The sequence below is a fragment of the Amycolatopsis sp. cg5 genome (genome assembly GCF_041346955.1).
In the GTDB taxonomy this organism is placed as follows: domain Bacteria; phylum Actinomycetota; class Actinomycetes; order Mycobacteriales; family Pseudonocardiaceae; genus Amycolatopsis.
The window spans coordinates 5,684,081-5,706,838 of sequence record NZ_CP166849.1 but is presented as its reverse complement, the minus strand read 5'-3'; the positions used below and the strand labels follow the sequence as shown (position 1 = coordinate 5,706,838).

Genomic DNA, 22,758 nt, shown 5'->3' with positions numbered 1-22,758 from the left:
TTCTAACCGGTCATACCACTCACGACCCTGGTTACGCGGGGAGGTTGATCAGGCCGGCCAGCGCGGCGCGGTGGCGGCCCGCCGTGCCGAGCGCGAGCTCGTCGCTCTTGGCGCGCTTGAGGTAGAGGTGGGCCGGGTGCTCCCACGTCATGCCGATGCCCGCGTGCAGCTGGATGGCCTCTTCGGCCGCCTTCACCGCGATGGGGGAGCAGCGTGCCTGTGCGACGGCGACCGCGACGGGGACGTCCTCGCTCGCCGTGGCGAGCGAGTCGGCCGCGTAGCGGGCGGCGGCGCGGGCGTTGACCACGGCCAGGTACAGGTCGGCCAGGCGGTGCTTCAAGGCCTGGAACGAACCGACCGGGCGGCCGAACTGGTAGCGGGTCTTGAGGTACGCCACCGTTTCGTTCAGGCACCACTCGGCCAGGCCGAGCTGCTCGGACGCCAGCAGTCCGGCGGCCGTGGTCAGCGCGTTCCGCACAGCGGCCTCGGCGGAACCGGGCACCAGACGGCCTGCCGCGCCCGAAAGTTCCACTGTGGACAGACGGCGGGTCAGGTCCAAAGAGGTCAGCTCGGTGACGGAGACGGCCGAAGCCTCGACCGCGTACAGCGCGGGGCCGTCCGCGCCCACCGCGGGCACCAAGATCACCTCGGCCGCCGAAGCGTCGGCGACCGTGGTGACCCGGCCGGTCAGCGTGCCGTCGGCGGCCACGGTCACCGTCGACGGGAAGTCGCCGCCCGGCGCCGTCGTGAGCGGGATGGCCAGCGCGGCGATCAGGTCACCGGAAGCCAAGCGCCCCAGCAACTCCGCGACGACGGCGGACGACGTGTCCGCGCCCAGCAGCGCCGAGGTCGCGAGGACCGCGCTGCCGAGGAACGGGACGGGCGCGACGCTGCGCCCGAGTTCCTCCAGCACCACGGCGACCTCGCGGGCCGACGCGCCGTGGCCGCCGAGTGACTCGGGGATCGCGAGGCCCGCGACGCCGAGGTCGGCGGCGAGGGTGCGCCACAGCTTGAGGTCGTACGGCTCGGCCGTCTCGGTCCTGGCGATCACCGCCGCGGGCTCGGCCTGGGCCTTGAGCAGGTCGCGGACGGACGCGCGGAGGTCCTCTTCGATTTCGGAGTACAGCAGATCGGTCATCGGGGCAGGTCCTTCCAGGCCACGTCCTTGTCGACGCGCGGTTCCGAGGGCAGGCCCAGCACGCGTTCGGCGATGATGTTGCGCAGCACCTCGGAGGTGCCGCCCTCGATGGAGTTGCCCTTCGCGCGGAGATACCGGTAGCCGGGGCCGCGGCCCGCGAAGTCGACCTTCTCCGGGCGGCGCATCGTCCAGTCGTCGTAGGTGAGGCCTTCCTCGCCCATCAGCTCGATCTCCAGGCCCGAGACGGCCTGGTTCAGCTCCGAGAACGCGAGCTTCGCGACCGAACCCTCCGGCCCCGGCGCGCCGGCGGCCAGCTGCTGGCGCAGGCGCGTGCCTACCAGGCGCAGCGTTTCACCCTCGACCCAGAGCTTCAGAAGACGGTCGTGCAGCTCGGGGGTGCGCAGTTCGGGACGGTCACGCCAGGTCTGCGCGACCGGCGCGATCAGCCCGCCCTCACGCGGGATCTCCATGCCGCCGATGGCGACGCGCTCGTTCATGAGCGTGGTCTGCGCGACCTTCCAGCCCTCGCCGACCTCGCCGAGCCGGTGCGCGTCGGGAATGCGGACCCCGGTCAGGAAGACCTCGTTGAACTCGGCCTCACCGGTGATCTGGCGCAGCGGCCGCACCTCGACACCGGGCGCGTGCATGTCGCAGATGAAGTACGTCATGCCCTGGTGCTTCGGCACGTCCGGGTCGGTGCGGGTGACCAGGATGGCGAACCGGGCCGCGTGCGCGCCCGAGGTCCACACCTTCTGGCCGGTGACGACCCAGTCGTCGCCGTCGCGGACCGCGCGGGTGCCCAGCGCCGCCAGGTCCGAACCCGCGCCGGGCTCGGAGAACAGCTGGCACCACACCTCCTCGCCGGTCCACAGTGGACGCAGGAACCGCTCGCGCTGCTCCTGCGTGCCGAAGCGCAGCACGGTCGGCGCGGCCATGCCGAGTCCGATGCCGATGCGGCGCGGGTTGTTGTCCGGCGCCCCGGCCGCCTTGAGCTCGGCGTCCACGATGGACTGCAACGCGCGCGGCGCGTCGAGCCCGCCGAGCCCGACGGGGAAGTGGACCCAGGACAGGCCCGCGTCGAACCGCGCGTGCAGGAACGCGGAACGCTCGGTGGTCTTCGGATCGTGCGCCGCCAGCAGGTCGCGGACGAGTCCGCGCACCGTCTCGGCGTCGACTGCTGTCGCGGTCATCGCTTGCCTTCCGTGCGGTACTTCTTGAGTTCGCGGTGCGCCAGCGAGCGCTTGTGCACCTCGTCGGGGCCGTCGGCGATGCGCAGCATGCGCGCGCCGGACCACAGCTCGGCCAGCGGGAAGTCCTGGCTGACGCCGCCGGCGCCGTGTGCCTGGATCGCCTTGTCGAGAATCCACTCGACGGTGGCCGGGGTGGAGATCTTGATCGCCTGGATCTCGGTGTGCGCGCCCTGGTTGCCCTTGACGTCCATCAGCCACGCGGTCTTGAGCACCAGCAGCCGCTGCAGCTCGATCTTGACCCGCGCCTCGGCGATCCAGTCCTGGACCACGCCCTGCTCGGCGATCGGCTTGCCGAACGTCTCGCGCGACAAAGTCCTGCGGCACATCAGTTCCAGCGCGCGCTCGGCCATGCCGATCAGGCGCATGCAGTGGTGGATCCGGCCGGGGCCGAGCCGTGCCTGCGCGATGGCGAAGCCGTCGCCCTCGCCCGCGATGAGGTTTTCCGCCGGGACACGGCAGTCCTCGAAGACGACTTCGGCGTGGCCGCCGTGGTCGCCGTCGGTGTAGCCGAACACGTGCATGCCGCGCTTGACGGTCATGCCGGGCGTGTCGCGGGGGACCAGGATCATGCTCTGCTGCTTGTGCGGCGGGGCTTCCGGGTCGGTCTTGCCCATCACGATGAAGATCTGGCAGTTCGGGTTCATCGCGCCGGAGATGAACCACTTGCGGCCGTTGATGACGTACTCGTCGCCGTCCTTGCGGATGCTGGTCGCGATGTTGCGCGCGTCCGACGAGGCGACGTCCGGCTCGGTCATCGCGAAGGCGGAGCGGATTTCGCCTTCCAGCAACGGTTCGAGCCACTGCTTGCGCTGCTCCTCGTTGCCGAACATGGACAGCACTTCCATGTTGCCGGTGTCCGGCGCGGCGCAGTTCAGCGCGGTCGGCGCGAGCCGGGGGCTCATGCCGGTGATCTCCGCGAGCGGCGCGTACTGCAGGTTCGTCAACCCGCCACCGTGTTCACCTGGGAGGAAGAAGTTCCACAGCCCGCGCTTGCGGGCTTCGGCCTTGAGGTCCTCGGTGATCTGGACCGTGGACCACTCGTCCGAGCGCTCGGCGAGCTGCTCCTCGAAAACGGCTTCCGCCGGGTACACATGGGAGTCCATGAACTCGAGGAGCTTGCCGCGCAGCTCCTCGGTCTTGGCGTCGTAGGCGAAATCCATTTACTTCTCCTCTTTGAGAATGTCGTTGCCGTGCGCCACCAGCGGGACGACGCCCGCGCCGACGCCTTCGAACCCGGCACCGACGGTCTGGCCCTTGCTGAAGCGGAAGTAGATGCCTTCCAAGATCACCGCGAGCTTGAAGAACGCGAAGCCGACGTACCAGTTGAGCGACGAGACGTCGCGGCCCGAGCGCGCCGCGTACCGCGCGACCACCTCGTCGGTGCCCGGATACCCGGGCGCCGAGGTCGCGTCGGACACGAAGTCCAGGTTGATCGCGCTGCGCTCGGCGTAGGCGACCATCAGCGCGAGGTCGGTCAGCGGGTCGCCGAGCGTGGACATCTCCCAGTCCAGCACCGCGGTCACCCGGTCACCGGAGACCAGCGCGTTGTCGAGCCGGTAGTCGCCGTGGACGATCGACGGCTCGCCCGAGACCGGGATGGCCTTGGCGAGCCGGTCGTGCAGCAGCTCGATGCCGGGCAGCTCGCGGCTGCGCGAACCGTCGAGCTGCTTCTTCCACCGCCGCAGCTGGCGCTCCAGGAATCCTTCCGGGCGCCCGAACTCGCCGAGCCCGACCGAGGCCGGATCGACGGCGTGCAGGTCGACGAGCGTGTCGACCAGCGCGTTCGCGATCGCGGACGTCCGCGCGGCGCCGAGCTCTTCGAGTTGCGACGCGGTGCGGTACGGCGTGCCCTCGACGAATTCCATGACGTAGAACGGCGCGCCGAGCACGTCTTTGTCCTCGCAGAGCAGCAACGCCTCCGGCACCGGGACGTTCGTCGGGTGCAGGCCCGAGATCACCTTGAACTCGCGCGTCATGTCGTGCGCGGTGGGCAGCACGTGCCCGAGCGGCGGGCGGCGCACCACCCAGCGCGACGACCCGTCCGTCACGATGTAGGTGAGGTTGGACTTGCCGCCCTGCACGACCTCCGCGCTCAGCTCGCCGCCGGCGAGCCCGGGGCGGTGCGCGTCGAGATGGGCGCGCAGCCTGCCCAGTTCCAGACCCGGCGGGTCGGTTTCGCTCATCTGCCCCTCCTAGCTGGTACTGACCGTAGGGTACCGACTGGTCGGTATGTCGTACAGGGCGCCACTCGATCGACCGCGTTTTCGCAGGTCAGACGATCAGGCGGGCGACGGTCTCGGCCACGCACGCGGGCTTGGCCTCGCCGTCGATCTCGATCGTCCAGCGCACGACCGCCTGCTTGCCGCCCGGCACGTCGGTCAGCTCGATCAGCTCGGCGCCCGCGCGGACCTTCGAGCCGACCCGGACCGGCTGCGGGAACCGGACCTTGTTGAGCCCGTAGTTGATGCCCATCTTCAGCCCGTCGACCGAGTAGAGGTCCTTGGCGAACATCGGGATGAGCGACAGCGTCAGGTAGCCGTGCGCGATGGTCCCGCCGAACGGGCCCGCCGCGGCCTTCTCCTGGTCCAGGTGGATCCACTGGTGGTCGTCGGTCGCGTCGGCGAACAGCTGCACCCGCTCCTGGGTGATCGTGTGCCATTCGCTGTGGCCGAGCGACTGGCCGACCATCGAGGAGAACTCTTCGATGTCAGAGAACACGCGCATGGGCTCAGTCCTTCGGTCCGCCGGCGACGTAGATGACCTGGCCGGAGATGAACCCGGCGCCCTCGCTGACCAGGAACGACGCGAGGTTCGCGATGTCGTCGGGGGTCCCGACGCGCTGCACGGGGATCTGCGACGCGGCCGCGGCCTTGAAGTCCTCGAAGCTCATGCCGACGCGCTCGGCGGTCGCCGCGGTCATGTCGGTGGCGATGAAGCCCGGCGCGATCGCGTTGGCGGTGACGCCGAACTTGCCCAGCTCGATGGCGAGGGTCTTGGTGAAGCCCTGCAGGCCCGCCTTGGCCGCGGAGTAGTTGACCTGGCCGCGGTTGCCCAGCGCGGAGGTGCTGGACAGGTTGACGATCCGGCCCCACTTCTCGGCGGTCATGTGCTTCTGGACCGCGCGGGTCATCAGGAACGAGCCGCGCAGGTGCACGTTGATGACCGAGTCCCACTCGAGGTCGGTCATCTTGAACAGCATCGCGTCGCGGGTGATGCCGGCGTTGTTGATCAGCACGGTCGGCGCGCCGAGCTCCTCGGCGACCTTGGCGACCGCCGCTTCGACCTGCTCGGCGTCGCTGACGTCCAGGGTGGCGCCCACGGCCTTGCCGCCTGCCGCCTTGATGTCCTCGGCACCCTGCTTGACCCCGGCCTCGTCGAGGTCGAGCAGCCCGACGGCGAATCCGTCGGCGGCGAGCTTCTTCGCCACCGCCGAGCCGATGCCGCGGCCTGCGCCCGTGACGATCGCGACGCGGGAGGGGGACTCGGTCACAGCGGACCTCCTCATCGTTGAGAAATCTGTCTGCCCAGTAGACATGCTGAGCGGTCGCTTAGGAAGGTACCGTCAGCTCGCCTGGCGTGACTGTGGTGTGGGTCATATCCAGCCGAATGGGCGCTATCAGTGTGGCGATCGCGAGCAGGCCGGTCAGCGCCATCAGGCGTTCGACCAGGCCGAGCGGGATGAGCGTCCACCACGGCCCGGCGCCGGTGGCCGAGTAGGCGATGGCGCCGAGGATGACGGCGAACCAGAGCAGCGCGCCGGCCGCGAGCGCCTGCGAGAGCCTGCGCCTGCCGGGTGAGCGCGGGAAGACGGTCCGCGCGGCCAGCAGCACGGCGATCGGCAGGCACACGAACGCGACCACGCTCGCGACGCGGTGGACGGTGCCGCCCGCGCTCGGGCCGACCGCCCAGTTGTGCTTCGGGAAGATGATGATCAGCAGCAACGCGCCGATCCACAGTGCACTGAAGACGGTGGCCGCCGATCGCAACGGCAGCCGCCTGCTCCGGATCAAGCCCGCGAAACCGGCCGCCGAAGCGAGCGCGATCACCACCACCGCGGTGTCGAAAAGCCACTTGTTCGGCCCGAGCGCGTACTCGCTGATGGTGCGCCGGATCGGGCTTATCGCGTTGGAAGGTGGCAGCACTTGCAGTAGCAGAACGATTACCGCACCACCGAAAAGGCCGAGCAGCGGTAACACCGAAGCGGGTTTCGCGACTTGACGAATCATAGGTTTTCCAGGGTAGCGCCGGTGCTGTGAAGCGACTGCGACTTGTGGCGGTGGCTTCGTTTCCGTCCGGCGGCTAATGTCGCCAGGCTGGCGTGCGCGAGGTCACGTCGGCCAGGTGCGAGGAGGTCAGGCTGTGGGGAAATCACCAAGGCGCAGACAGCTGGGGTTCACGGCGGCAGCCGTGTCCCTGGCGGGTCTCGTCGTCGCGCTGCCGTCGTCGACGGCGAACGCCGCGGACAACGTGGTGCGCGCCGACCGCTCGGTGGCGCGGTCGTGTTTCGGCTCCGTGCTCGGCAAGAACGCCAGTGGGGCCGATAAGCGTGAAGTGACGTCCACCGTGGACGGTCTGGTCCAGGCCAGGCTCAAGCCGTCCAACGGTCCCGAGGGGGACTGGGACATCGCCGTGTTCGACAAGGCGACCGGTGCGGTGGTCGCGGCGTCCGCCGCGCTGCGCACGCACGAGCTCGCCGAGAGCTTCGTCAAGAAGGGCCAGCAGCTCGTCGTGCAGGCCTGCCGCTACGGCGGCAACGCGCGCACCGCCGTGCTGGGCGTCGACTTCCTCGCGCTCACCCCGCAGGGCACGCCGACCGGCACGCCGCCCGCGGCCCAGCGCGCCGAGATGGTCCGCGTCGAGACACCGGCCAAAAAGGACAAGGACCGGCTGATCCGCACCGGCCTCGACGTCACCGAGAAGGCCGACGCCACCAGCGTCGACGTCATCCTCGCCAACGACGCCGACCGCAAGACGCTGGCGGACAACGGTTTCAAGTCCACCGTGATCGAGCCGGACCTGTCGGCGAAGTCTGTCGCCAACGCCCAGGCCGACCGTGAGGCCGCCGCGCGGTCCGCGGGCTCCACGCTGCCGTCCGGCCGCACGAGCTACCGCCACCTCTACGACTACCAGTACGAGATGAAGGAACTGGCCCGCAAGAACCCGGGCCTGGTCAACGCCTTCACCATGCCGAACCCGACCTGGGAAGGCCGGGACGTCGTCGGGCTGGAGATCGCGACCGACGTCGCGAACATCACCGACGGCAAGCCGGTCGAGTTCCTGATGGGTGTGCACCACGCCCGTGAGTGGCCGGCCGGTGAGCACGCGATGGAGTGGGCGTACGAGCTGATCAACGGCTACCGCACCAACAACGCCGAAATCAAGGGCCTGGTCGGCAAGACGCGCAACATCGTCGTCCCGATCATCAACGCCGACGGCTTCGAGATCTCCCGCGAGGCCGAGCCGAAGGGTGACTTCACCCGCTTCGACTACGAGATGAAGCGCAAGAACTGCAACGTCGCCGACTCCCCGAAGGAGTTCTCGACCGGCGTCTGCAAGGCGAACCCCGGCGGCCGTGAGCGCGGCACCGACCCGAACCGCAACTACGCGGGCTTCTGGGGCGGCGCGGGCGCGTCGACCTCGTGGCGCAACGACACCTTCCGCGGCGCGGGCCCGTTCACCGAGCCCGAGACGCAGAACGTGCGCGCGATCGTGTCCAGCCGTCAGGTGACCAATCTGATCACGCTGCACACCTTCTCGAACCTGGTGCTGCGCGTGCCGGGCGTCGCCGACGTCCGCCCGCCGCTCGACGAGCCGGCGTACAAGGCGCTCGGTGACAAGATGGCTTCGCGCAACGGCTACAAGAGCCAGCCGTCGTGGGCGCTGTACGACACCACCGGCAGCACCGAGGACTGGTCCTATTTCGCCACCGGCGGCTACGGCTTCACCTTCGAGATCGGCAACGTCGAGTTCCACCCGCCGTTCCAGCAGGGTGTCGTCGCCGAGTACACCGGTGTCGCACCGGCGGCGGGCGCGGGCAAGGGCGGCAACCGCCAGGCCTTCCTCGACATGCTGGACAACACCGCCGACCCGTCGGCGCACTCGACGCTGATCGGTTCGGCGCCGAAGGGCTACGAGCTCAAGCTGCACAAGACGTTCCAGACGCCGACCTCGCCGATCGTCCAGCCGGACGGTTCGACGAAGCCGCCGATCTACGTCAAGGACACGCTCGACTCGAAGATGACCTCCACCGGCGGCCGCTTCGCGTGGTCGGTCAACCCGTCGACCCGCCCGTACGTCGCGGGCCGCTACGGCCGCGACCCGCAGGGCCCGGCGCAGACCGGCTTCGCGGTCACCAACCCGGCCGGTGTGCCGCCGATCAACACGGACTACCCGAACGACCCCAACGTGGAGAGCTTCACCTTCCACGTCGACGGGCTGCCCAAGGTGGACAACGGCAAGTTCTCGGTCAACGTCAACTGGGCCAGCCCGGACACCGACTGGGACCTCTACGTCTATGACGCGGCGGGCAACCTGGTGTCCTCGTCGGCCAATGGCGGCACGACCTCGGAGCACGCGACCCTGTTCGACCCGCCCGCGGGTGACTACAAGGCCGTGATGGTCAACTACGCCCAGGCCGACCCGGCCAAGACGGACGACTGGACCGGCGACGTCTCGTTCGCCTCGCCGATCCCGCCGACCTACGGGCCCAAGGAGGCGTACCAGCTCACCTGCACGTCGCGCAGCGGCAAGCTCGTGGGTATCGCGGACGTCTACGTCGACCGCGGCCAGACGGTCGACGTCGGTGAGGTCTGCACCCGCTCGGCCCGCGTGAGCAAGGAACGCGGCATCCGCTGAAGTCCACAAAGGACAAAAGAGCGCCGGTTGTGCACCCCCCTCGGGTGCGCAATCGGCGCTCTTGTCGTTGGCCCCCTAGTCTTCTTCGCGTTCGCTGCCCAGTCGCACCGCCCATCGCCAGCCCGAGTAGACGGCGACGGCCGAGCCGAAGATCGTGAGCACCATCGCGAACGCGACCGCCCCGTCGAGGTGCGCCATGCTCAGCAGCACCAGCACGGCCCAGATCTGCACGCAGGTGAACGGGATGACCAGGCTGGCGGCGTAGACGCCCCGGCGCCAGCGGACCGGCTGCGGAGCGGGGAGAAACGGTTCCATAGGTCCCCTCCTCGAGGTTTCGGATTCCAGGAAACCGCGAGGAGGTGACCGGGTCTGCGTCACCTGACACACTCAGCGCGCGAGGCGCTGAAGTTCCGCCAAACGGTGGATGGTGACCTTGCGCCTGCCGGTGCTGATCAGGCCCTTCGACCGGAGTTCCCGCAAGACCCTGCCCCACGACTCGCGTGAGGTCGCGGCCGTCGACGCCAGCTCCTGCTGGGTGGCGGGCGTGTCGATCTCGATGCCGTGGACGGTGTGCCTGCCGTGCTGCACGGCCATCTCCAGCAGCAGCGCGACCACCCGGCTCATCGTGGTGCCGCCCCCGCCGTAGTCCACCCACTTGCTGCCCACGTCGCGCAGGCGCCCCGCCAGCACCACCGACAGCGTCCAGCTGAGTTTCGGCTCCTTCTGGCACAGGGTGACGAACCGGGGCCCCGGCATGGTCAGCACCTCGACCGTGTCGAGCGCCTCGACGGTCGCCGAGCGGACCCCGTTCTCCATCGCGGCCATCTCGCCGATGACGTCCCCGGTGCTCCGCACGGCGACGACCACCTCGCGGCCGTCGGTCTCCCCGGTGCCCGAGGTGACCACCTTGACGTGCCCGGACAGCACGATCACCACGTTGCTGGCCGACTCGCCCTGCCTGCACAGGAACTCGCCGGTCGCGAAGGTGCGGCGGGTCGCTATCCGCTCGATCGCGCCTCGTTCCGCGGGCCCGAGCCTCGCCCAGAACCGGTCCGCACCCTCCATGGGTACTAAGACTGCGGAACCGGTGAGCTTCTGACAACTGTGATCACCCGCCTGCGAGACCAAAATTGTCCCCCGTGGCGGGCTTTTCGAAAGTGATAACCAGTATCTCGCGATTGTTCCTGCGCGCGGCCGAGATTCACGAAAACGAGAACGGGCTCGTCGGTCCGGCACACGATCTGGCTTGCCGTTTCTCGGAATCCTGTTCGTGGTCGAAGAAATCCGACGAACCGTGGAGCGGAAGGGGTTTTCGCACGCCACCTCCCAGCGTTCCGGTCCGCGGAATCCGGAGTGTCGTTACCCCGCTTGGCCGCGCCGGTCGAAGACCACGTCGCGCGCCGTGTCGAGCGCGGTGGCGATCGCGCCGGTCAGCACCGCGTCGGGGCCGAGCTCGCCCGCGATGATCTCCGGGTTGAGCGGGGTGATGTGGGTCAGCGCCTCGCGCATGGGCTCGGCGAGCAGGTCGGCGTTGCCGCCCATGCCGCCGGTGAGGACCACGACCTCGGGGTCGAGCACCGCGGCGACCGAGCAGACGACGAAGGCGAGGCGGTGCGCCTCGTCGCGGACGGCGGCGAGGGCGTTGGGATCGCCGTCGCGGGCGAGCTCGAAGACCTCCTTGGCCGTGGAGACCGGCAGGCCCTTGGCGACCGCGTCTTCGACGAACGGGCGCGCGGCGGCGGCGGACTCCAGCAGGCCCTGGCGGACGCCGTCGTGTTCGGAGACCGTGCGGTTGTCGGGCCAGCCGTAGGGCAGGTACGCGATCTCGCCCGCCGCGCCCTTCGCGCCGCGGAAGAGCTTGCCGTCGACCAGGATGCCCATGCCGACACCGGTGCCGACCGTGATGCAGACGAACACGTCGCGCCCGCGCGCGGCGCCCGCCGAGTGCTCGCCGACGGCGGAGAGGTTGGCGTCGTTCTCGACCACGAGGTTCGGGCCGAGCGCGACCTCGAGCTCGTTCAGCAGGCCCTTGCGCTCCCAGCCGGGCAGGTTGGGGGTGCGGTGCAGCGTCGCCGAGCGCGGGTCGGGCACACCGGGGCTGCCGACCACGGTCGCGACGATGTCCGAGTGCAGCAGCCCGGCCTGGTCGATGGCCTTGTCGGCGCTCTGGCGGACCTTCTTGATCAACGCGTTCGCCGAGCGCGCGCGGTTGGGCTCGTCGAGTCTGGCGACGATGGTGCCGGACAGGTCGGCGACGGCGAACCGGATCGCCTGGCGGCCGATGTCGATGCCGAGCACGTGCCCGGCGGCCGGGTTGACCTCGTACACCACGGCCGAGCGGCCGGGGCCGGAGAAGGTGCGGCCCGCGGTGCGGACCAGCCCGCGCTGCTCGAGGTCGAGCAGCGCCTGGCCGACCGTGGGCTTGGACAGCCCGGTGTCGGTCGAGATCTGGGGGCGGGTGGCCTCGCCGCCGGCGCGTAGCCGTTCGAGCACGACCCGCTGGTTGAGCTCGCGCATGCTCGCGGGGGTGCCCACCTGCGGTGTCCTGCTCATTGTCATCGAATGTCCCTTTTCTTGCCGGTGTTGCCGCAACTTTACGCGGTAACTCTTCCAGACCCGCCAGAAATATGTTAAGAAACTTTACTAACTATTGGATGGAGGCATCTCGTGAGTTCACCCACCCGATCGGGCGACGCTGGAGCTGCGGCTTCGGGGTTGGAACGGAAGATCGGTCCCCTGCAGGCCACCGCGATCAACATGACCCAGATGTGCGGCATCGGCCCGTTCGTCACCATCCCCGCCATGGTTGCCACCCTGGGCGGGCCGCAGGCCATGTTCGGGTGGATCATCGGTGCCATCATCGCGCTCGCCGACGGCCTGATCTGGGCCGAGCTCGGCGCGGCCATGCCGGGAGCGGGTGGTACATACCTTTACCTGCGTGAGGCGTTCCAGTACCGCACCGGCAGGCTGATGCCGTTCCTGTTCGCCTGGAGCGCGGTGCTCTTCATCCCGCTGATCATGTCGACCGGCATCATCGGCCTCGTCCAGTACCTGGGCTACCTGGTGCCGGGGCTGGCCGCGGACGGCGGCACCACGCCGCTGGGCAAGATCGTCGGCATCGGCGTCACCCTGCTGATCGTGCTCGCGCTGTTCCGCAAGATCGGCGAGATCACCAAGCTGACCACCATCCTGTTCTCGATCATGCTGTTCGCCACGCTGGCGGTCATCGTCGCGGCGTTCTCGAAGTTCGACGCCGCGCAGGCGTTCGCCTTCACCCCCGGCGCCTTCTCCGGCGGCGGCGCGTTCTGGGCCGGTCTCGGCGCGGGCCTGATCATCGCGATCTACGACTACCTCGGCTACAACACCTCCGCCTACCTCGGCGGTGAGGTCAAGGAGCCCGGCAAGACGCTGCCGAAGTCGATCATCCTGTCGATCCTCGGCATCATGAGCCTCTACTTCCTGCTGCAGGTCGGCGTGCTCGGCTCGATCCCGCTGGAGGAGCTCAAGACCGCGTCGTCCGTCGCGTCGACCGTGATGGAGAACGCCTGGGGCTCCACCGTGTCCAAGGTGATCACCGTCGGCATCGTCATCGCTGCCGTCGGCTCGGTCTTCGCCGGTCTGCTCGGCGGCTCGCGGGTGCCTTACGAGGCCGCGCGCGACAAGGTGTTCCTGCCCGTCTTCGCCAAGCTGCACCCGAAGCTGAACCTGCCCACGCTCGGTGTCATCACCATGGGCCTGATCACCGCGATCGGCTCGCTGTTCACGCTGACCGACGTGATCAACGCGGCGCTGGCCGTGCTGGTGCTCATCCAGTCGCTCGCGCAGGTCGCCGCCATCATCGTGCTGCGCAGGCGCCAGCCGAACCTGAAGCGGCCGTACAAGCAGTTCCTGTACCCGGTCCCGACCATCATCGCGCTCGCAGGCTGGGTCTTCATCTACTACTCGGCCACGCCGCTTTCGATCGGGCTGTCCGTCGGCTGGATCGTGCTCGGCGTCGTGGCGTTCCTGCTCTACGCGGGCAAGGAGAATGTCTGGCCGTTCGGCCCGAAGGACATCAACGAGGCGTTCGCGACCTCGGACAAGGGAGCGGTCGCATGACGAGATCGCCGATCGGGCGAGTCGCGGCCGGCGCCGCGCTCATCCTCCTGCCCGGTCTCCTCACGGTCGTGCCGCCCGCGGCGGCGCAGACCGACGACGCGGCGGCGGTGCGGGTCGCCGCCGCGCCGGAAAGCCTGGGGCTGTCGAAGATCGGCGCCCAGGGCTGGGACGTGCTCACCACGGCGTCCGTGCGTGACGGCGGCGAGAAGGTCTCGGCGCCCGGGTACTCGACGCGTGGCTGGCTGCCGGTCAAGGTCGACGACGCGGGCGCGCCCGGCACCGAGCTGAACGCGCTGGTGCAGAACGGGAAATGCCCGGACGTCTACTACTCCGACAACATGCGCAAGTGTTTCGGGTACGTCGACAAGCTGGGCCCTGTCGTCACCAAGCCGTTCTCGGACCCCTGGTGGTACCGCACGGACTTCACGCCCGATTTCCGGCCGGGTCAGTTCGCGAAGCTGACCATCCCCGGGATCGTCGGCGAGGGCGACGTCTGGGTCAACGGCAAGCAGATCGCGACCAAGGACCTCGTCTCCGGCGCGTTCGCCGGGCACACCTTCGACATCACCGGCCTGGTGCGGCCCGGCCGCAACACACTGGCGATCAAGGTGTACCCGAACGACCCGCTGAAGATGTACACCCTGGACCAGGTCGACTGGGGCCAGATCCCGCCGGACAACAACACCGGCGTCCAGTACCCGCCCGAGCTGCAGATCTCGAACGCGCTCGCCGGGGACAACGCGCACGTCAACCAGGACACCGCGGCCGACGGCAGCAAGTCCGCGCTGACCGTGAAGGTCGACGTCACCAACAACGCGAACACCGTGCAGACCGGTGACGTCACCGCGGTGGTCACCCAGCCGGGTGGTTTCCCGATCGTCGTGCGGCAGCAGGTGACCGTGCCCGCCGGCCAGAAGCAGACGGTCACGTTCGGGCCGGACCGGTTCGGCGCGCTGAAGATCGCGCGGCCGAAGCTGTGGTGGCCGTACTCGATGGGCGACCAGCCGCTGTACGGGCTGACCACCATCGTCTCGCAGCGTGGTGCGCTGTCGACGTCGTCGAAGAGCACCTTCGGCATCCGCTCGATCAGCTCGCGGCTGATCGGCAAGTCGCCGACGGCGCCGGAAGGCTCGCGGAAGTTCGGCGTCAACGGCAAGGAGTTCGTCTTCCGCGGTGGCGGCTACGCGCCCGACCTGTTCCTGAAGTACGACAAGGCGGACGTCGCGCACCAGCTGTCGCTGATCAAGAGCCTCGGCCTCAACGGGCTGCGCCTCGAAGGCCACGACATGCCGCAGGACTTCTACGACCAGGCCGACCGCGCCGGTCTGCTGGTCATCGGCGGATTCCTGTGCTGTGACGCGTGGCAGCCGGAGGACGCGTCGAAGCTCGGCGAGCGCGACTACCGGATCATGCACGACTCGGCGTACAGCATCGGCCAGCGCGAGCGGAATCACCCGAGCGTGTTCAACTACGGCTGGAGCGACAACGAGCCGATCCCGCGCCAGGAGAGCGAGACGCTGAAGGCGTTCAAGGAGGCGGACTTCAACGTTTCCCTGGTCGCTTCGGCGGAGTACAAGAGTACCCCGACGCTGGGCCAGGCCGGTGAGAAGGAGGGACCGTACGACTGGGTCCCGCCGTCCTACTGGTACGACACCACGCACTTCGACTCCGAGGACAGCAGCCGCACGAACGCGGGCGGCTCGTGGGGCTTCTCCAGCGAGGCCAGCGCGGGGCACACGGTGCCGACGCTCGACTCGATCAAGCGCTTCCTTTCCCCGGCGGAGCAGGAAAAGCTGTGGAAAGAGCCGGACTACAACCAGTACCACGCGAACTTCGAGACCGGGCACGGCGGCTACAAGTTCGGCACGCTGTACACATTGGACGACTCGATCGGCAACCGGTACGGCAAGTGGAACTCGCTCGAGTCCTACGTGCAGCTGGCGCAGATCGCGAACTACGAGAACACGCGGTCGCAGTTCGAGGCGTTCCTGCACCACTCGACGGACAAGGACAACCCGTCGACCGGCATCGTCTACTGGCAGCTGAACAAGGGCTGGCCGACGCTGCTGTGGTCGCTGTACAACAACGACGGTGACCAGGCGGGCGCGTTCTACGGCGCCAAGAAGGCCAACCGGCCGCTGCACGCGCTGTACGGCTACGACAACAACAGCGTCACCCTCGACAATCTGGGTGGCGCCACGGAGTCGGGTGTTTCGGTGCAGTCCAAGGTGTACGACCTGGCCGGCAAGGTGCTCGACGACCAGACCGCCTCGGATCTGACGCTGGGCAGCCAGGTCGTGAAGACCGACGTCATCAAGCCGAAGGTGCCCGCCGCGACGGTCCCGCCCGCCAAGGCCCAGGTGTTCTTCGTCGAGCTGCAGGTCAAGAAGAACGGCAAGCTGGTGGACCGCAACGTCTACTGGCTGTCGACGCAGCAGGACGTGGTCGACTGGGACAAGACGCTCGGCCAGCCGCAGGCGACGCTTTCGCAGTACGCCAACCTGCAGGATCTGCAGAACCTGCCGAAGGCCGCGGTGTCGGCCAAGGCGTCCACCACGGTCTCGCACGGCCAGGCGACGACGACCGTGACGATCACCAACACCACCGGCAAGCCCGCCGTCGGGTTCTTCCTGCGGGCCGATGTCCGCAGGGGCACCGCCGACGGCCGGGAACTGCCAGGTGACAACCAGGTGCGCAGCGCATCGTGGGACGACAACAACGCCACGTTGTGGCCGGGGCAATCGCAGACCCTGACGTCGACCTACCCCGTGTCCGAGCTGAACGGGGCGGCTCCGGTGGTCAGCGTGACCGGCTTCAACACCGGCAGGCTGGTGGTCTGCGCGTGACTCAAGAGCTCATTCTCGGGATCGACTTCGGCGGCACGAAGGTGGCGCTGGGGCTGTCCGACCGCACCGGGAACCTGCTGGCCACGCGCCGGATCTCCACCGACGCCGACGGTGGCGCGGAGCAGGTCGTGACCAGGGCGCTGGCCGCGGCGCACGCGCTGCTGGCCGAAGACGGCGCGGGCGCGAGCCCGGTCGCCGTCGGTGTGGTCAGCCCCGGGATCGTGCTGCCGGACCGCATCCTGCTGGCGCCGAACGTTCCCGGCTGGGAGAAGCTGCGGCTGCGTGAGCTGGTCGCGGCGGACTTCCCAGGGGTGCCGATCGAAACCGGCACGGACGCCAAGGCGGCCGCGCTGGCGGAATGGAAATGGGGGGCGTTGGCGGACACCGATCCGGCGATGTTCCTGTCCCTCGGAACCGGGATCGCCGCGGCGGTACTGGTGGGCGGCCACGTGCTGCCGGGGGCCAATGGCGCTGCGGGCGAGATCGGCTACAACCTTCTCGCACCGCAGGACACCGAGGGTTTCACCAGCGGAGCGGCGCCGCTGGAGGAAGCCGTCGGTGGGCGTGGGCTGGGCGGCCGGGCGAGCAAGATGCTCGGCCGTCCGGTCACCGCCGGTGAGCTGTTCCGGCTCGCGCGCGACAACGCGCAGGCCAAGGAGCTGGTCACCTCCGCACTGGACGAGCTGTCGATGCACGTGGCGAACCTGGCGATCGCGATCGATCCCCAGCGCATCGCCGTCGGCGGCGGCCTGGTCCGCTCGGCGGACATCATCCTGCCCGCGCTGCGCGAACGGCTCGCCTGCGCGGTGCCGTTCCCGCCGGAGCTGGTCTCGGCGAAGTTCGACCAGGACGCCGCCTTGCGCGGCGCGATCGCCCTCGCACTGGGCGGCTAGACGGCCCCGGGGGCGGGGCACCCTGACACCCCGCCCCCGGAGGCTTCCACCCGCATCACCCCGGCCCCGGTCCCGCGCCTCCCGCGGACCGGGGCTTTTTCTTTCTCGCGGTCCGCTAGATCGGATCTGGCGGACCATCTCGCGCCTCTCGGGTGAAGCGAGAGGAGCGCGACGTGGAGCTGCGGGTGGCGGTGATCATCGGGAGTACGCGGGAAGGCAGGGCGGGGGAGGAGATCGGGCGCTGGTTCGCCGGGGTGGCCTGCGAACGGGGTGAGCTCGAGGTCGACGTGGTCGACGTGGCGTCGTTCGAGCTGCCGTGCCGGTATCCGCACGAGGCGACCGGCGAGATGAGCCGGTTCGCGGAGCGGATCGGCGAGGCGGACGCGTTCGTGGTCGTCACGCCCGAGTACAACCGCAGCTTCCCCGCGTCGCTCAAGCAGGCCATCGACTGCGCGTACGACGAGTGGCGGGCGAAGCCGGTCGGGTTCGTGTCGTACGGCTACCGGTCCGAGGGGCTCTACGCGGTGGAGCAGCTGCGGACCGTCTTCACCGAGCTGCACACCGTCACCCTGCGCGACGGCGTCGGCTTCAGTCTTCTGGAATCCGGGTTCGGCGAGCGGCATGGCCAAGCGGCCCGCGCGCTGCTCGACGAACTCATCTGGTGGGGTCTCGCGCTGCGTGACGCCCGCATCGCACGACCCTATGTCTCTTGAAAGGAAAGCACATGCTGGCCATCGAAACGTCGGGCCTGGTCAAGGTCTTCGGCGACAACCGGGCGGTCGACGGCGTCGATCTCGCGGTGCCCGCGGGCACCGTCTACGGGGTGCTCGGGCCCAACGGCGCGGGCAAGACGACCGTCGTCAAGATGCTCGCCACGCTGCTCCGGCCGGACGGCGGCGAGGCGCTGGTGTTCGGCAAGGACGTCGTCCGCGACGCCGACGCCGTGCGCGGCAGGGTGAGCCTCACCGGGCAGTACGCCTCGGTCGACGAGGACCTGACCGGCACCGAGAACCTGGTGCTGCTCGCCAGGCTGCTCGGGCACCGCAAGCCTGCCGCGCGGGACAGGGCGGCGCAGCTGCTCGACGCGTTCGGGCTGACCGAGGCCGCGGGCAGGCAGGTCAAGAACTACTCGGGCGGCATGCGGCGGCGCATCGACATCGCCGCGAGCATCCTCAACACGCCCGACCTGCTGTTCCTGGACGAGCCGACCACCGGGCTCGATCCGCGCAGCCGCAACCAGGTGTGGGACATCGTGCGCGCCGTCGTCGCGCAGGGCACCACCGTCCTGCTCACCACGCAGTACCTCGACGAGGCGGATCAGCTCGCCGCGCGGATCGCGGTCATCGACAGGGGCAAGGTGATCGCCGAGGGCACCAAGGGCGAGCTCAAGGCCTCGGTCGGTGTCGGCGCCGTCCACTTGCGACTGCGCGACCCCGAGCGCCGGTCCGACGCGGAAGTGCTGCTGGCCAAGACACTCGACGCCCAGATCATCCTCGACGCCGACCCGCTGGCGCTCACCGCGCGGCTTGCCAGCGGGCACGACTCGGCCGAGCAGTCGTCCCGCGCGCTCGCCGAACTGGCGAACGCCGGCATCACCGTCGACACCTTCTCACTCGGCCAGCCGAGCCTCGACGAGGTCTTCCTGGCCCTCACCGACCGCCACGTGGAGGCAGCAGCATGACCACCGCAGTACAGGACAACGAGACACTCGCCGCGCCGAAGCCGGAGGACCTGGCCGCGCTGCTGATCGCCAAGCAGCGGCCGCCGCGCCCGAGCGCGCTGTCCACCTCGGCCACCTTCGGCTGGCGGGCTGTGCTGAAGATCAAGCACGTGCCGGAGCAGCTGTTCGACGTCACCGCGTTCCCGCTGATGATGACGCTGATGTTCACCTACCTCTTCGGCGGCGCGCTGGCCGGCTCGACCGAGCAGTACCTGCAGTACCTGCTGCCGGGGATCATGTCGAGCAGCATCCTGATGATCACCATGTACACCGGCATCGCGGTGAACACCGACATCGCCAAGGGCGTGTTCGACCGGTTCCGCACACTGCCGATCTGGCGGCCGTCCGCGATGGTCGGCTACCTGCTCGGCGACCTCCTGCGCTACCTCATCGCGTCCGTGGTGATCCTCGGCGTCGGCCTGGTGCTCGGCTACCGGCCGGCGGGCGGCGTGGCCGGGGTGGCGGCCGGTGTCCTGCTCCTGCTGGCGTTCTCGTTCGCGTTCTCGTGGATCTGGACGATGTTCGGGCTGCTGCTGCGCACCGAGAAGTCGGTGATGGGGGTCAGCATGCTGGTGCTGTTCCCGCTGACGTTCCTCAGCAACATCTACGTCAGCCCGACGACGATGCCCGGCTGGCTCCAGGCCTTCGTGAACGTCAACCCGGTCACGCACATCGTCGACGCGGTCCGCTCGCTGATGGACGGCAAGACCGACGGCGGCGAGCTCCTCTGGGTGCTGATCGCCGGCGTGGTGCTGATCGCCGTCTTCGGCACGCTGACGATGCGGCTCTACAACCGCAAGTGAGCGCGGTTCCCGGTTCCCCTGGCGCCGTCACAGGCGCCAGGGGATCGGGGTCTCCGGCCCGTAGCGGCAGGTCGATCCCGTGGTCACGGACGAGCGCAGGTGCGCGGCCAGCGGCGGATGGACCTCGCCGATCTTGCGCAGTGTGTCCCTGATCCGGGCGGTGACCGTCTTGCGGGCGCGCTCCGCCTCGTCGCCGAGGCGCCGCGTGCGCCCGCCGAGACCGGCGGCCGCGCGCAGCTCGTGCAGCAGCGCGTCGCGCTCGGTGTCCAATGTGGACGCCCGATCGTCGTCGCCCAGCCGGGTCGCTTCGTCGATCTCGGCGTCGAGCTGGTCGAGCCGTCGCTTGTACTGGGCCTTGGCCTCGTCGTCGAGCATCGCGTCGCCGCCGAGCCGCTTGGCCGCGACGACCTCCTCGCCGCCGTCCGGATCGAGCAGACGCACGGCCGGGATGTCCGAACCGGGGCTGCTGAGCAGGAAATGCAAGTCTCGCAAGCCTTTTGCGTCGGGCAGATGCGCTGTGACACCCTCGAAGGTCAGCTTCCACACCGCCTCTTCGCGCCGGAACTCGTTCTTGGCCGGGAGAACGACGGTGCGGGAGCGTCTGGCGCGCACCGGGATGTGCCGCATCCCGAGCGCGTCGGCTTCGCGGGTGACCTCGTCGAACAACGCCTCGGCCGCGTCCGCCTCACCGCGGTTGAGCAGCGCCTCCGCCAGGTACGTCCGCGCTTCGACCGACCAGGTGCGGATGCGCATCCGGTCCGCGGACCGAGCGGCGGCGGTGAGCGCCTCGACGGCGTCGTCCCAGCGGCCGAGCGCGAGGTCGAGCACGCCTGCCCACAAGTCCATCGGGCCGCTGATGTCGCAGCCGTACAAGGAAACCAGCCAGGCGCCGCTGAACTCGGCGAACCGCTGTCGCAGCCGCGCGCACCATTCGAGGTCGCCCGAAAGCGCCGCGGCCTGTGCTTGGCAGCGCAGCCACAGCTGCTCCAGATCGAGCCGGTACGGTTGCTGCGCGGCGGCTTGCGCGTACAGCTCGCGCGTCGCGAGGACGTCACCGCGGTGGGCGGCCGTGATGGTCTCCAGCAGCCAGGGCGCCTCGAAACCTTCCTCGTGCAGCTTCGCGTGCCGCTCGGCCAGCTCGTCGAACCGGCCTTGCGCCAGCAGCGACGTCCAGATGAGGTGCTCGATCATCTGCCCGAAGTAGAGATGGTTGTGGCCGAACTCGGTGACGACCTGCTCGATCAGTGTCTCGGCCTCGGCGAAGCGGCCCATGAGCGTCGAGATGATGCTCTGGTCGACCTTGGCGGCGAATTCCGACGAGGGCACCCCCTGGCGCTCGGTGAGCCCGACGAAGACGTGGAACTGGTCGAGGAACCGGGGATCGCCCTGCTCCAGCAGCGCCACCCACTTCAGTGACGCCGCGAGATGCTCCATCTCCAGATCACCCGTGCGTTTGCCGATGACCATCAGCTCGTCGGTGAGCTTCTCGCGCTCGGGCGCGTTGCCGGGTGCCCAGATCGCGTCATGCCTGGCCCAGAGGCTGAAAGCGAGCTTGTTGTCGTCCGCGTCGTCGCGCGCGAGCATCGCGACCCGCGCGGTGAGCTCCAGCGTCATCTGGTCGACGGTCAGCCCTTCGCCGCCACCGCACAGCAGCCGATGCGCGTGGCCCACCACGTCGAGCTTCAGCTGCTCGCGCTCGCCCGGCGCGGCCCATTTCGTCAGCGTGAGGCCGACGCGCGCCAGCAGGTCGGCGTCCTCCAGCTCACGGGCGAGCGCGAGCGCCTCGTCGAAGCGTTGCCAGCTCTCCACCCGCTCGCCCGAGCGCAGCAGCTCACCGCCGAGATCCAGCGCGAGTCTCGCGCGGTGCGCCGGATCGGCCACGATCTCCAGCGCCCGGCGGAAGTGCCCGATCGTCTCCTCGGCGGCGAGCCTGGCCGTCGCGTCTCGGGCGGCGGCGACCAGCAGGCCGACCGCACTCGCGTTGTCGACCTCGGCGCCCGCGAGAAAGCCGTGCCGCGCCCTGTCCGCCGGGAAGACCCGCTCGGCCAGCGCGGGGGAGCGGTCGAGCGCCCTGACGACCGCGGCGTGCCGCTGCCGCCGCAGGTCCTCGGCGAGTTCGCCGTAGAGCGACTCACGGACCAGATCGTGCGCGAAGCTGAACAGCCCGGCGCCGCGCACGGTCACCAGCCGCGCGGTGACTGCCTGGTCCAGCAGCCTGTCGACCTGGGGGACCGGCTCGGCGACGGTCGCCGCGAGCACCTGCCGATGGAACTCCCGCCCGAGCACGGCCGCGGACTCCAGCAGCCGCACCACCGGCTCCGGCAGCAGCGAAAGCCGCCGCCGCAACGCCTCGCGCACACCGGGCGCGATCGCGGTGACCGAACCGCCGCTGTGCCACAGCCGGGCCGTCTGCTCGACGAAGAACGGGTTGCCACCGGTGCGCGCGTGCACCTCGGCCACCAGCTCACTGCCGGGCTCCGCGCCGGCCGTGCGCTCCATCAGCGCGGCGACCTCGTCGGCGCCGAGGCCGGTCAGGGTCACCGTGGTCGCCTTCGCCACCAGCGGCAGCATCAGCTCACGCAGCGGATGGTCCGCCGCCTCGACCTCGACGTCCCGGTAGGTCCCGATGAGCAGCAGCCGCTCGAACCAGGTGTGCTGCGCGGCGAACCCCAGCAGCTTGAGCGACGCCTGATCCGCCCAGTGCAAGTCGTCCAGCACGACCACCACGGGACGGCTCTGCGACACCGAAACGAGCGCCGTGGTCACCGCGTCGTAGAGCTTGAAGCCCTCGACCGCCTCGCCGCCCTCGCCGAGCAGCGCGGCCAGCGGGCCGGTGTCGATTGCGGACCATTCCTCCGGCGTCACGGCCCGCTTCAGCGCGCGGATCACCTGCACCCACGGCCAGTAGGCCGGCGCACTGCCGGAATCCCAGCAGGTGCCGCCGAGCACGAGCGCGCCCAGCCTGCGCGCCTCCTCGACGGCGCCGGTCACCAGCGTGGTCTTGCCGATGCCCGCCTCACCGGTGACCAGCACGAGCCCGCCGTGGCTTTCGGCGGCACGGCCGATCTCCCCGCGAAGCACGCTCGCGGGGTGGTCTCGTCCGATCAGTGCGCCGGTCATGTCCGAATCCTCCCAGAGGGGTCCGACAGTTCTGA

General features: G+C 69.5%; 18 protein-coding genes. 7 read left to right on the top strand and 11 right to left on the bottom strand.

Going from position 1 to position 22,758, the window contains the following annotated elements; translation table 11 throughout:
- Positions 1-31: 31 nt before the first annotated feature.
- The 7 genes from AB5J62_RS25225 to AB5J62_RS25195 form a co-directional block, all read right to left on the bottom strand.
- Positions 32-1,138, bottom strand: a complete 1,107-nt coding sequence (locus AB5J62_RS25225) for an acyl-CoA dehydrogenase family protein (RefSeq protein ID WP_370942411.1) — start codon at positions 1,136-1,138, stop codon at positions 32-34.
- On the bottom strand, positions 1,135-2,328 hold the full coding sequence (locus AB5J62_RS25220; protein ID WP_370942410.1) for an acyl-CoA dehydrogenase family protein: 1,194 nt from the start codon (positions 2,326-2,328) through the stop codon (positions 1,135-1,137). The genes AB5J62_RS25225 and AB5J62_RS25220 overlap by 4 nt, the downstream gene beginning before the upstream one ends.
- Positions 2,325-3,548, bottom strand: coding sequence for an acyl-CoA dehydrogenase family protein (locus tag AB5J62_RS25215; RefSeq protein WP_370942409.1), 1,224 nt, complete (start codon positions 3,546-3,548; stop codon positions 2,325-2,327). The genes AB5J62_RS25220 and AB5J62_RS25215 overlap by 4 nt, the downstream gene beginning before the upstream one ends.
- A complete protein-coding gene (locus AB5J62_RS25210; RefSeq protein ID WP_370942408.1) occupies positions 3,549-4,571 on the bottom strand; it encodes a phosphotransferase family protein in 1,023 nt (340 codons plus the stop codon).
- An 88-nt stretch (positions 4,572-4,659) separates the two neighbouring features.
- Complete coding sequence (locus AB5J62_RS25205; RefSeq protein WP_370942407.1) at positions 4,660-5,112, bottom strand: MaoC family dehydratase; 453 nt, start codon at positions 5,110-5,112, stop codon at positions 4,660-4,662.
- 4 nt (positions 5,113-5,116) lie between these two features.
- Positions 5,117-5,878, bottom strand: a complete 762-nt coding sequence (gene fabG, locus AB5J62_RS25200) for a 3-oxoacyl-ACP reductase FabG (protein ID WP_370942406.1) — start codon at positions 5,876-5,878, stop codon at positions 5,117-5,119.
- A 58-nt stretch (positions 5,879-5,936) separates the two neighbouring features.
- Positions 5,937-6,614 (bottom strand): DUF998 domain-containing protein, encoded by a 678-nt coding sequence (locus AB5J62_RS25195; RefSeq protein WP_370942405.1) that lies wholly within the window; start codon positions 6,612-6,614, stop codon positions 5,937-5,939.
- A gap of 133 nt (positions 6,615-6,747) precedes the next feature.
- On the opposite strand from AB5J62_RS25195, the gene AB5J62_RS25190 reads away from it, so the two are divergent.
- Entirely contained in the window at positions 6,748-9,243 is a 2,496-nt protein-coding gene (locus AB5J62_RS25190; RefSeq protein ID WP_370942404.1) for a M14 family zinc carboxypeptidase, read from the top strand.
- 75 nt (positions 9,244-9,318) lie between these two features.
- Here AB5J62_RS25190 and AB5J62_RS25185 read toward each other — a convergent pair whose 3' ends face one another.
- From AB5J62_RS25185 to AB5J62_RS25175, 3 genes are all read right to left on the bottom strand, one after another.
- Positions 9,319-9,558, bottom strand: coding sequence for a hypothetical protein (locus AB5J62_RS25185; RefSeq protein WP_370942403.1), 240 nt, complete (start codon positions 9,556-9,558; stop codon positions 9,319-9,321).
- Positions 9,559-9,630: 72 nt separating this feature from the next.
- Positions 9,631-10,308, bottom strand: coding sequence for a Crp/Fnr family transcriptional regulator (locus AB5J62_RS25180; protein ID WP_370942402.1), 678 nt, complete (start codon positions 10,306-10,308; stop codon positions 9,631-9,633).
- A 294-nt stretch (positions 10,309-10,602) separates the two neighbouring features.
- Positions 10,603-11,802 carry an ROK family protein gene (locus AB5J62_RS25175; protein WP_370942401.1) on the bottom strand — a complete coding sequence of 400 codons (1,200 nt, stop codon included), beginning with the start codon at positions 11,800-11,802 and terminating at the stop codon, positions 10,603-10,605.
- A gap of 108 nt (positions 11,803-11,910) precedes the next feature.
- Between AB5J62_RS25175 and AB5J62_RS25170 the strand changes: the two genes are divergently transcribed.
- The 6 genes from AB5J62_RS25170 (at position 11,911) to AB5J62_RS25145 (ending at position 19,603) form a co-directional block, all read left to right on the top strand.
- Entirely contained in the window at positions 11,911-13,341 is a 1,431-nt protein-coding gene (locus tag AB5J62_RS25170; RefSeq protein ID WP_370942400.1) for an APC family permease, read from the top strand.
- Positions 13,338-16,187, top strand: a complete 2,850-nt coding sequence (locus AB5J62_RS25165) for a beta-mannosidase (protein WP_370942399.1) — start codon at positions 13,338-13,340, stop codon at positions 16,185-16,187. The genes AB5J62_RS25170 and AB5J62_RS25165 overlap by 4 nt, the downstream gene beginning before the upstream one ends.
- Positions 16,184-17,080, top strand: a complete 897-nt coding sequence (locus AB5J62_RS25160; protein ID WP_370942398.1) for an ROK family protein — start codon at positions 16,184-16,186, stop codon at positions 17,078-17,080. Before AB5J62_RS25165 ends, AB5J62_RS25160 begins: the two co-directional genes overlap by 4 nt.
- 179 nt (positions 17,081-17,259) lie before the next feature.
- The gene (locus AB5J62_RS25155; protein WP_370950327.1) at positions 17,260-17,793 is read left to right on the top strand and encodes an NADPH-dependent FMN reductase; all 534 of its coding nucleotides are present in this window, start codon (positions 17,260-17,262) and stop codon (positions 17,791-17,793) included.
- An 11-nt stretch (positions 17,794-17,804) separates the two neighbouring features.
- Entirely contained in the window at positions 17,805-18,761 is a 957-nt protein-coding gene (locus tag AB5J62_RS25150) for an ATP-binding cassette domain-containing protein (RefSeq protein ID WP_370942397.1), read from the top strand.
- A complete protein-coding gene (locus AB5J62_RS25145; protein ID WP_370942396.1) occupies positions 18,758-19,603 on the top strand; it encodes an ABC transporter permease in 846 nt (281 codons plus the stop codon). The genes AB5J62_RS25150 and AB5J62_RS25145 overlap by 4 nt, the downstream gene beginning before the upstream one ends.
- Before the next feature lie 27 nt (positions 19,604-19,630).
- Here the strand turns inward: AB5J62_RS25145 and AB5J62_RS25140 are convergent, their stop codons facing one another.
- Positions 19,631-22,723 carry an AAA family ATPase gene (locus AB5J62_RS25140; protein ID WP_370942395.1) on the bottom strand — a complete coding sequence of 1,031 codons (3,093 nt, stop codon included), beginning with the start codon at positions 22,721-22,723 and terminating at the stop codon, positions 19,631-19,633.
- Positions 22,724-22,758 lie beyond the last annotated feature (35 nt).

Coding starts and splice junctions, on each gene's coding strand:
- AB5J62_RS25225 (WP_370942411.1), bottom strand. CDS start 1,138: ATGACCGATCTGCTGTACTCCGAAATCGAAGAGGACCTCCGCGCGTCC.
- AB5J62_RS25220 (WP_370942410.1), bottom strand. CDS start 2,328: ATGACCGCGACAGCAGTCGACGCCGAGACGGTGCGCGGACTCGTCCGC.
- AB5J62_RS25215 (WP_370942409.1), bottom strand. CDS start 3,548: ATGGATTTCGCCTACGACGCCAAGACCGAGGAGCTGCGCGGCAAGCTC.
- AB5J62_RS25210 (WP_370942408.1), bottom strand. CDS start 4,571: ATGAGCGAAACCGACCCGCCGGGTCTGGAACTGGGCAGGCTGCGCGCC.
- AB5J62_RS25205 (WP_370942407.1), bottom strand. CDS start 5,112: ATGCGCGTGTTCTCTGACATCGAAGAGTTCTCCTCGATGGTCGGCCAG.
- AB5J62_RS25195 (WP_370942405.1), bottom strand. CDS start 6,614: ATGATTCGTCAAGTCGCGAAACCCGCTTCGGTGTTACCGCTGCTCGGC.
- AB5J62_RS25185 (WP_370942403.1), bottom strand. CDS start 9,558: ATGGAACCGTTTCTCCCCGCTCCGCAGCCGGTCCGCTGGCGCCGGGGC.
- AB5J62_RS25180 (WP_370942402.1), bottom strand. CDS start 10,308: ATGGAGGGTGCGGACCGGTTCTGGGCGAGGCTCGGGCCCGCGGAACGA.
- AB5J62_RS25175 (WP_370942401.1), bottom strand. CDS start 11,802: ATGACAATGAGCAGGACACCGCAGGTGGGCACCCCCGCGAGCATGCGC.
- AB5J62_RS25165 (WP_370942399.1), top strand. CDS start 13,338: ATGACGAGATCGCCGATCGGGCGAGTCGCGGCCGGCGCCGCGCTCATC.
- AB5J62_RS25150 (WP_370942397.1), top strand. CDS start 17,805: ATGCTGGCCATCGAAACGTCGGGCCTGGTCAAGGTCTTCGGCGACAAC.
- AB5J62_RS25145 (WP_370942396.1), top strand. CDS start 18,758: ATGACCACCGCAGTACAGGACAACGAGACACTCGCCGCGCCGAAGCCG.
- AB5J62_RS25140 (WP_370942395.1), bottom strand. CDS start 22,723: ATGACCGGCGCACTGATCGGACGAGACCACCCCGCGAGCGTGCTTCGC.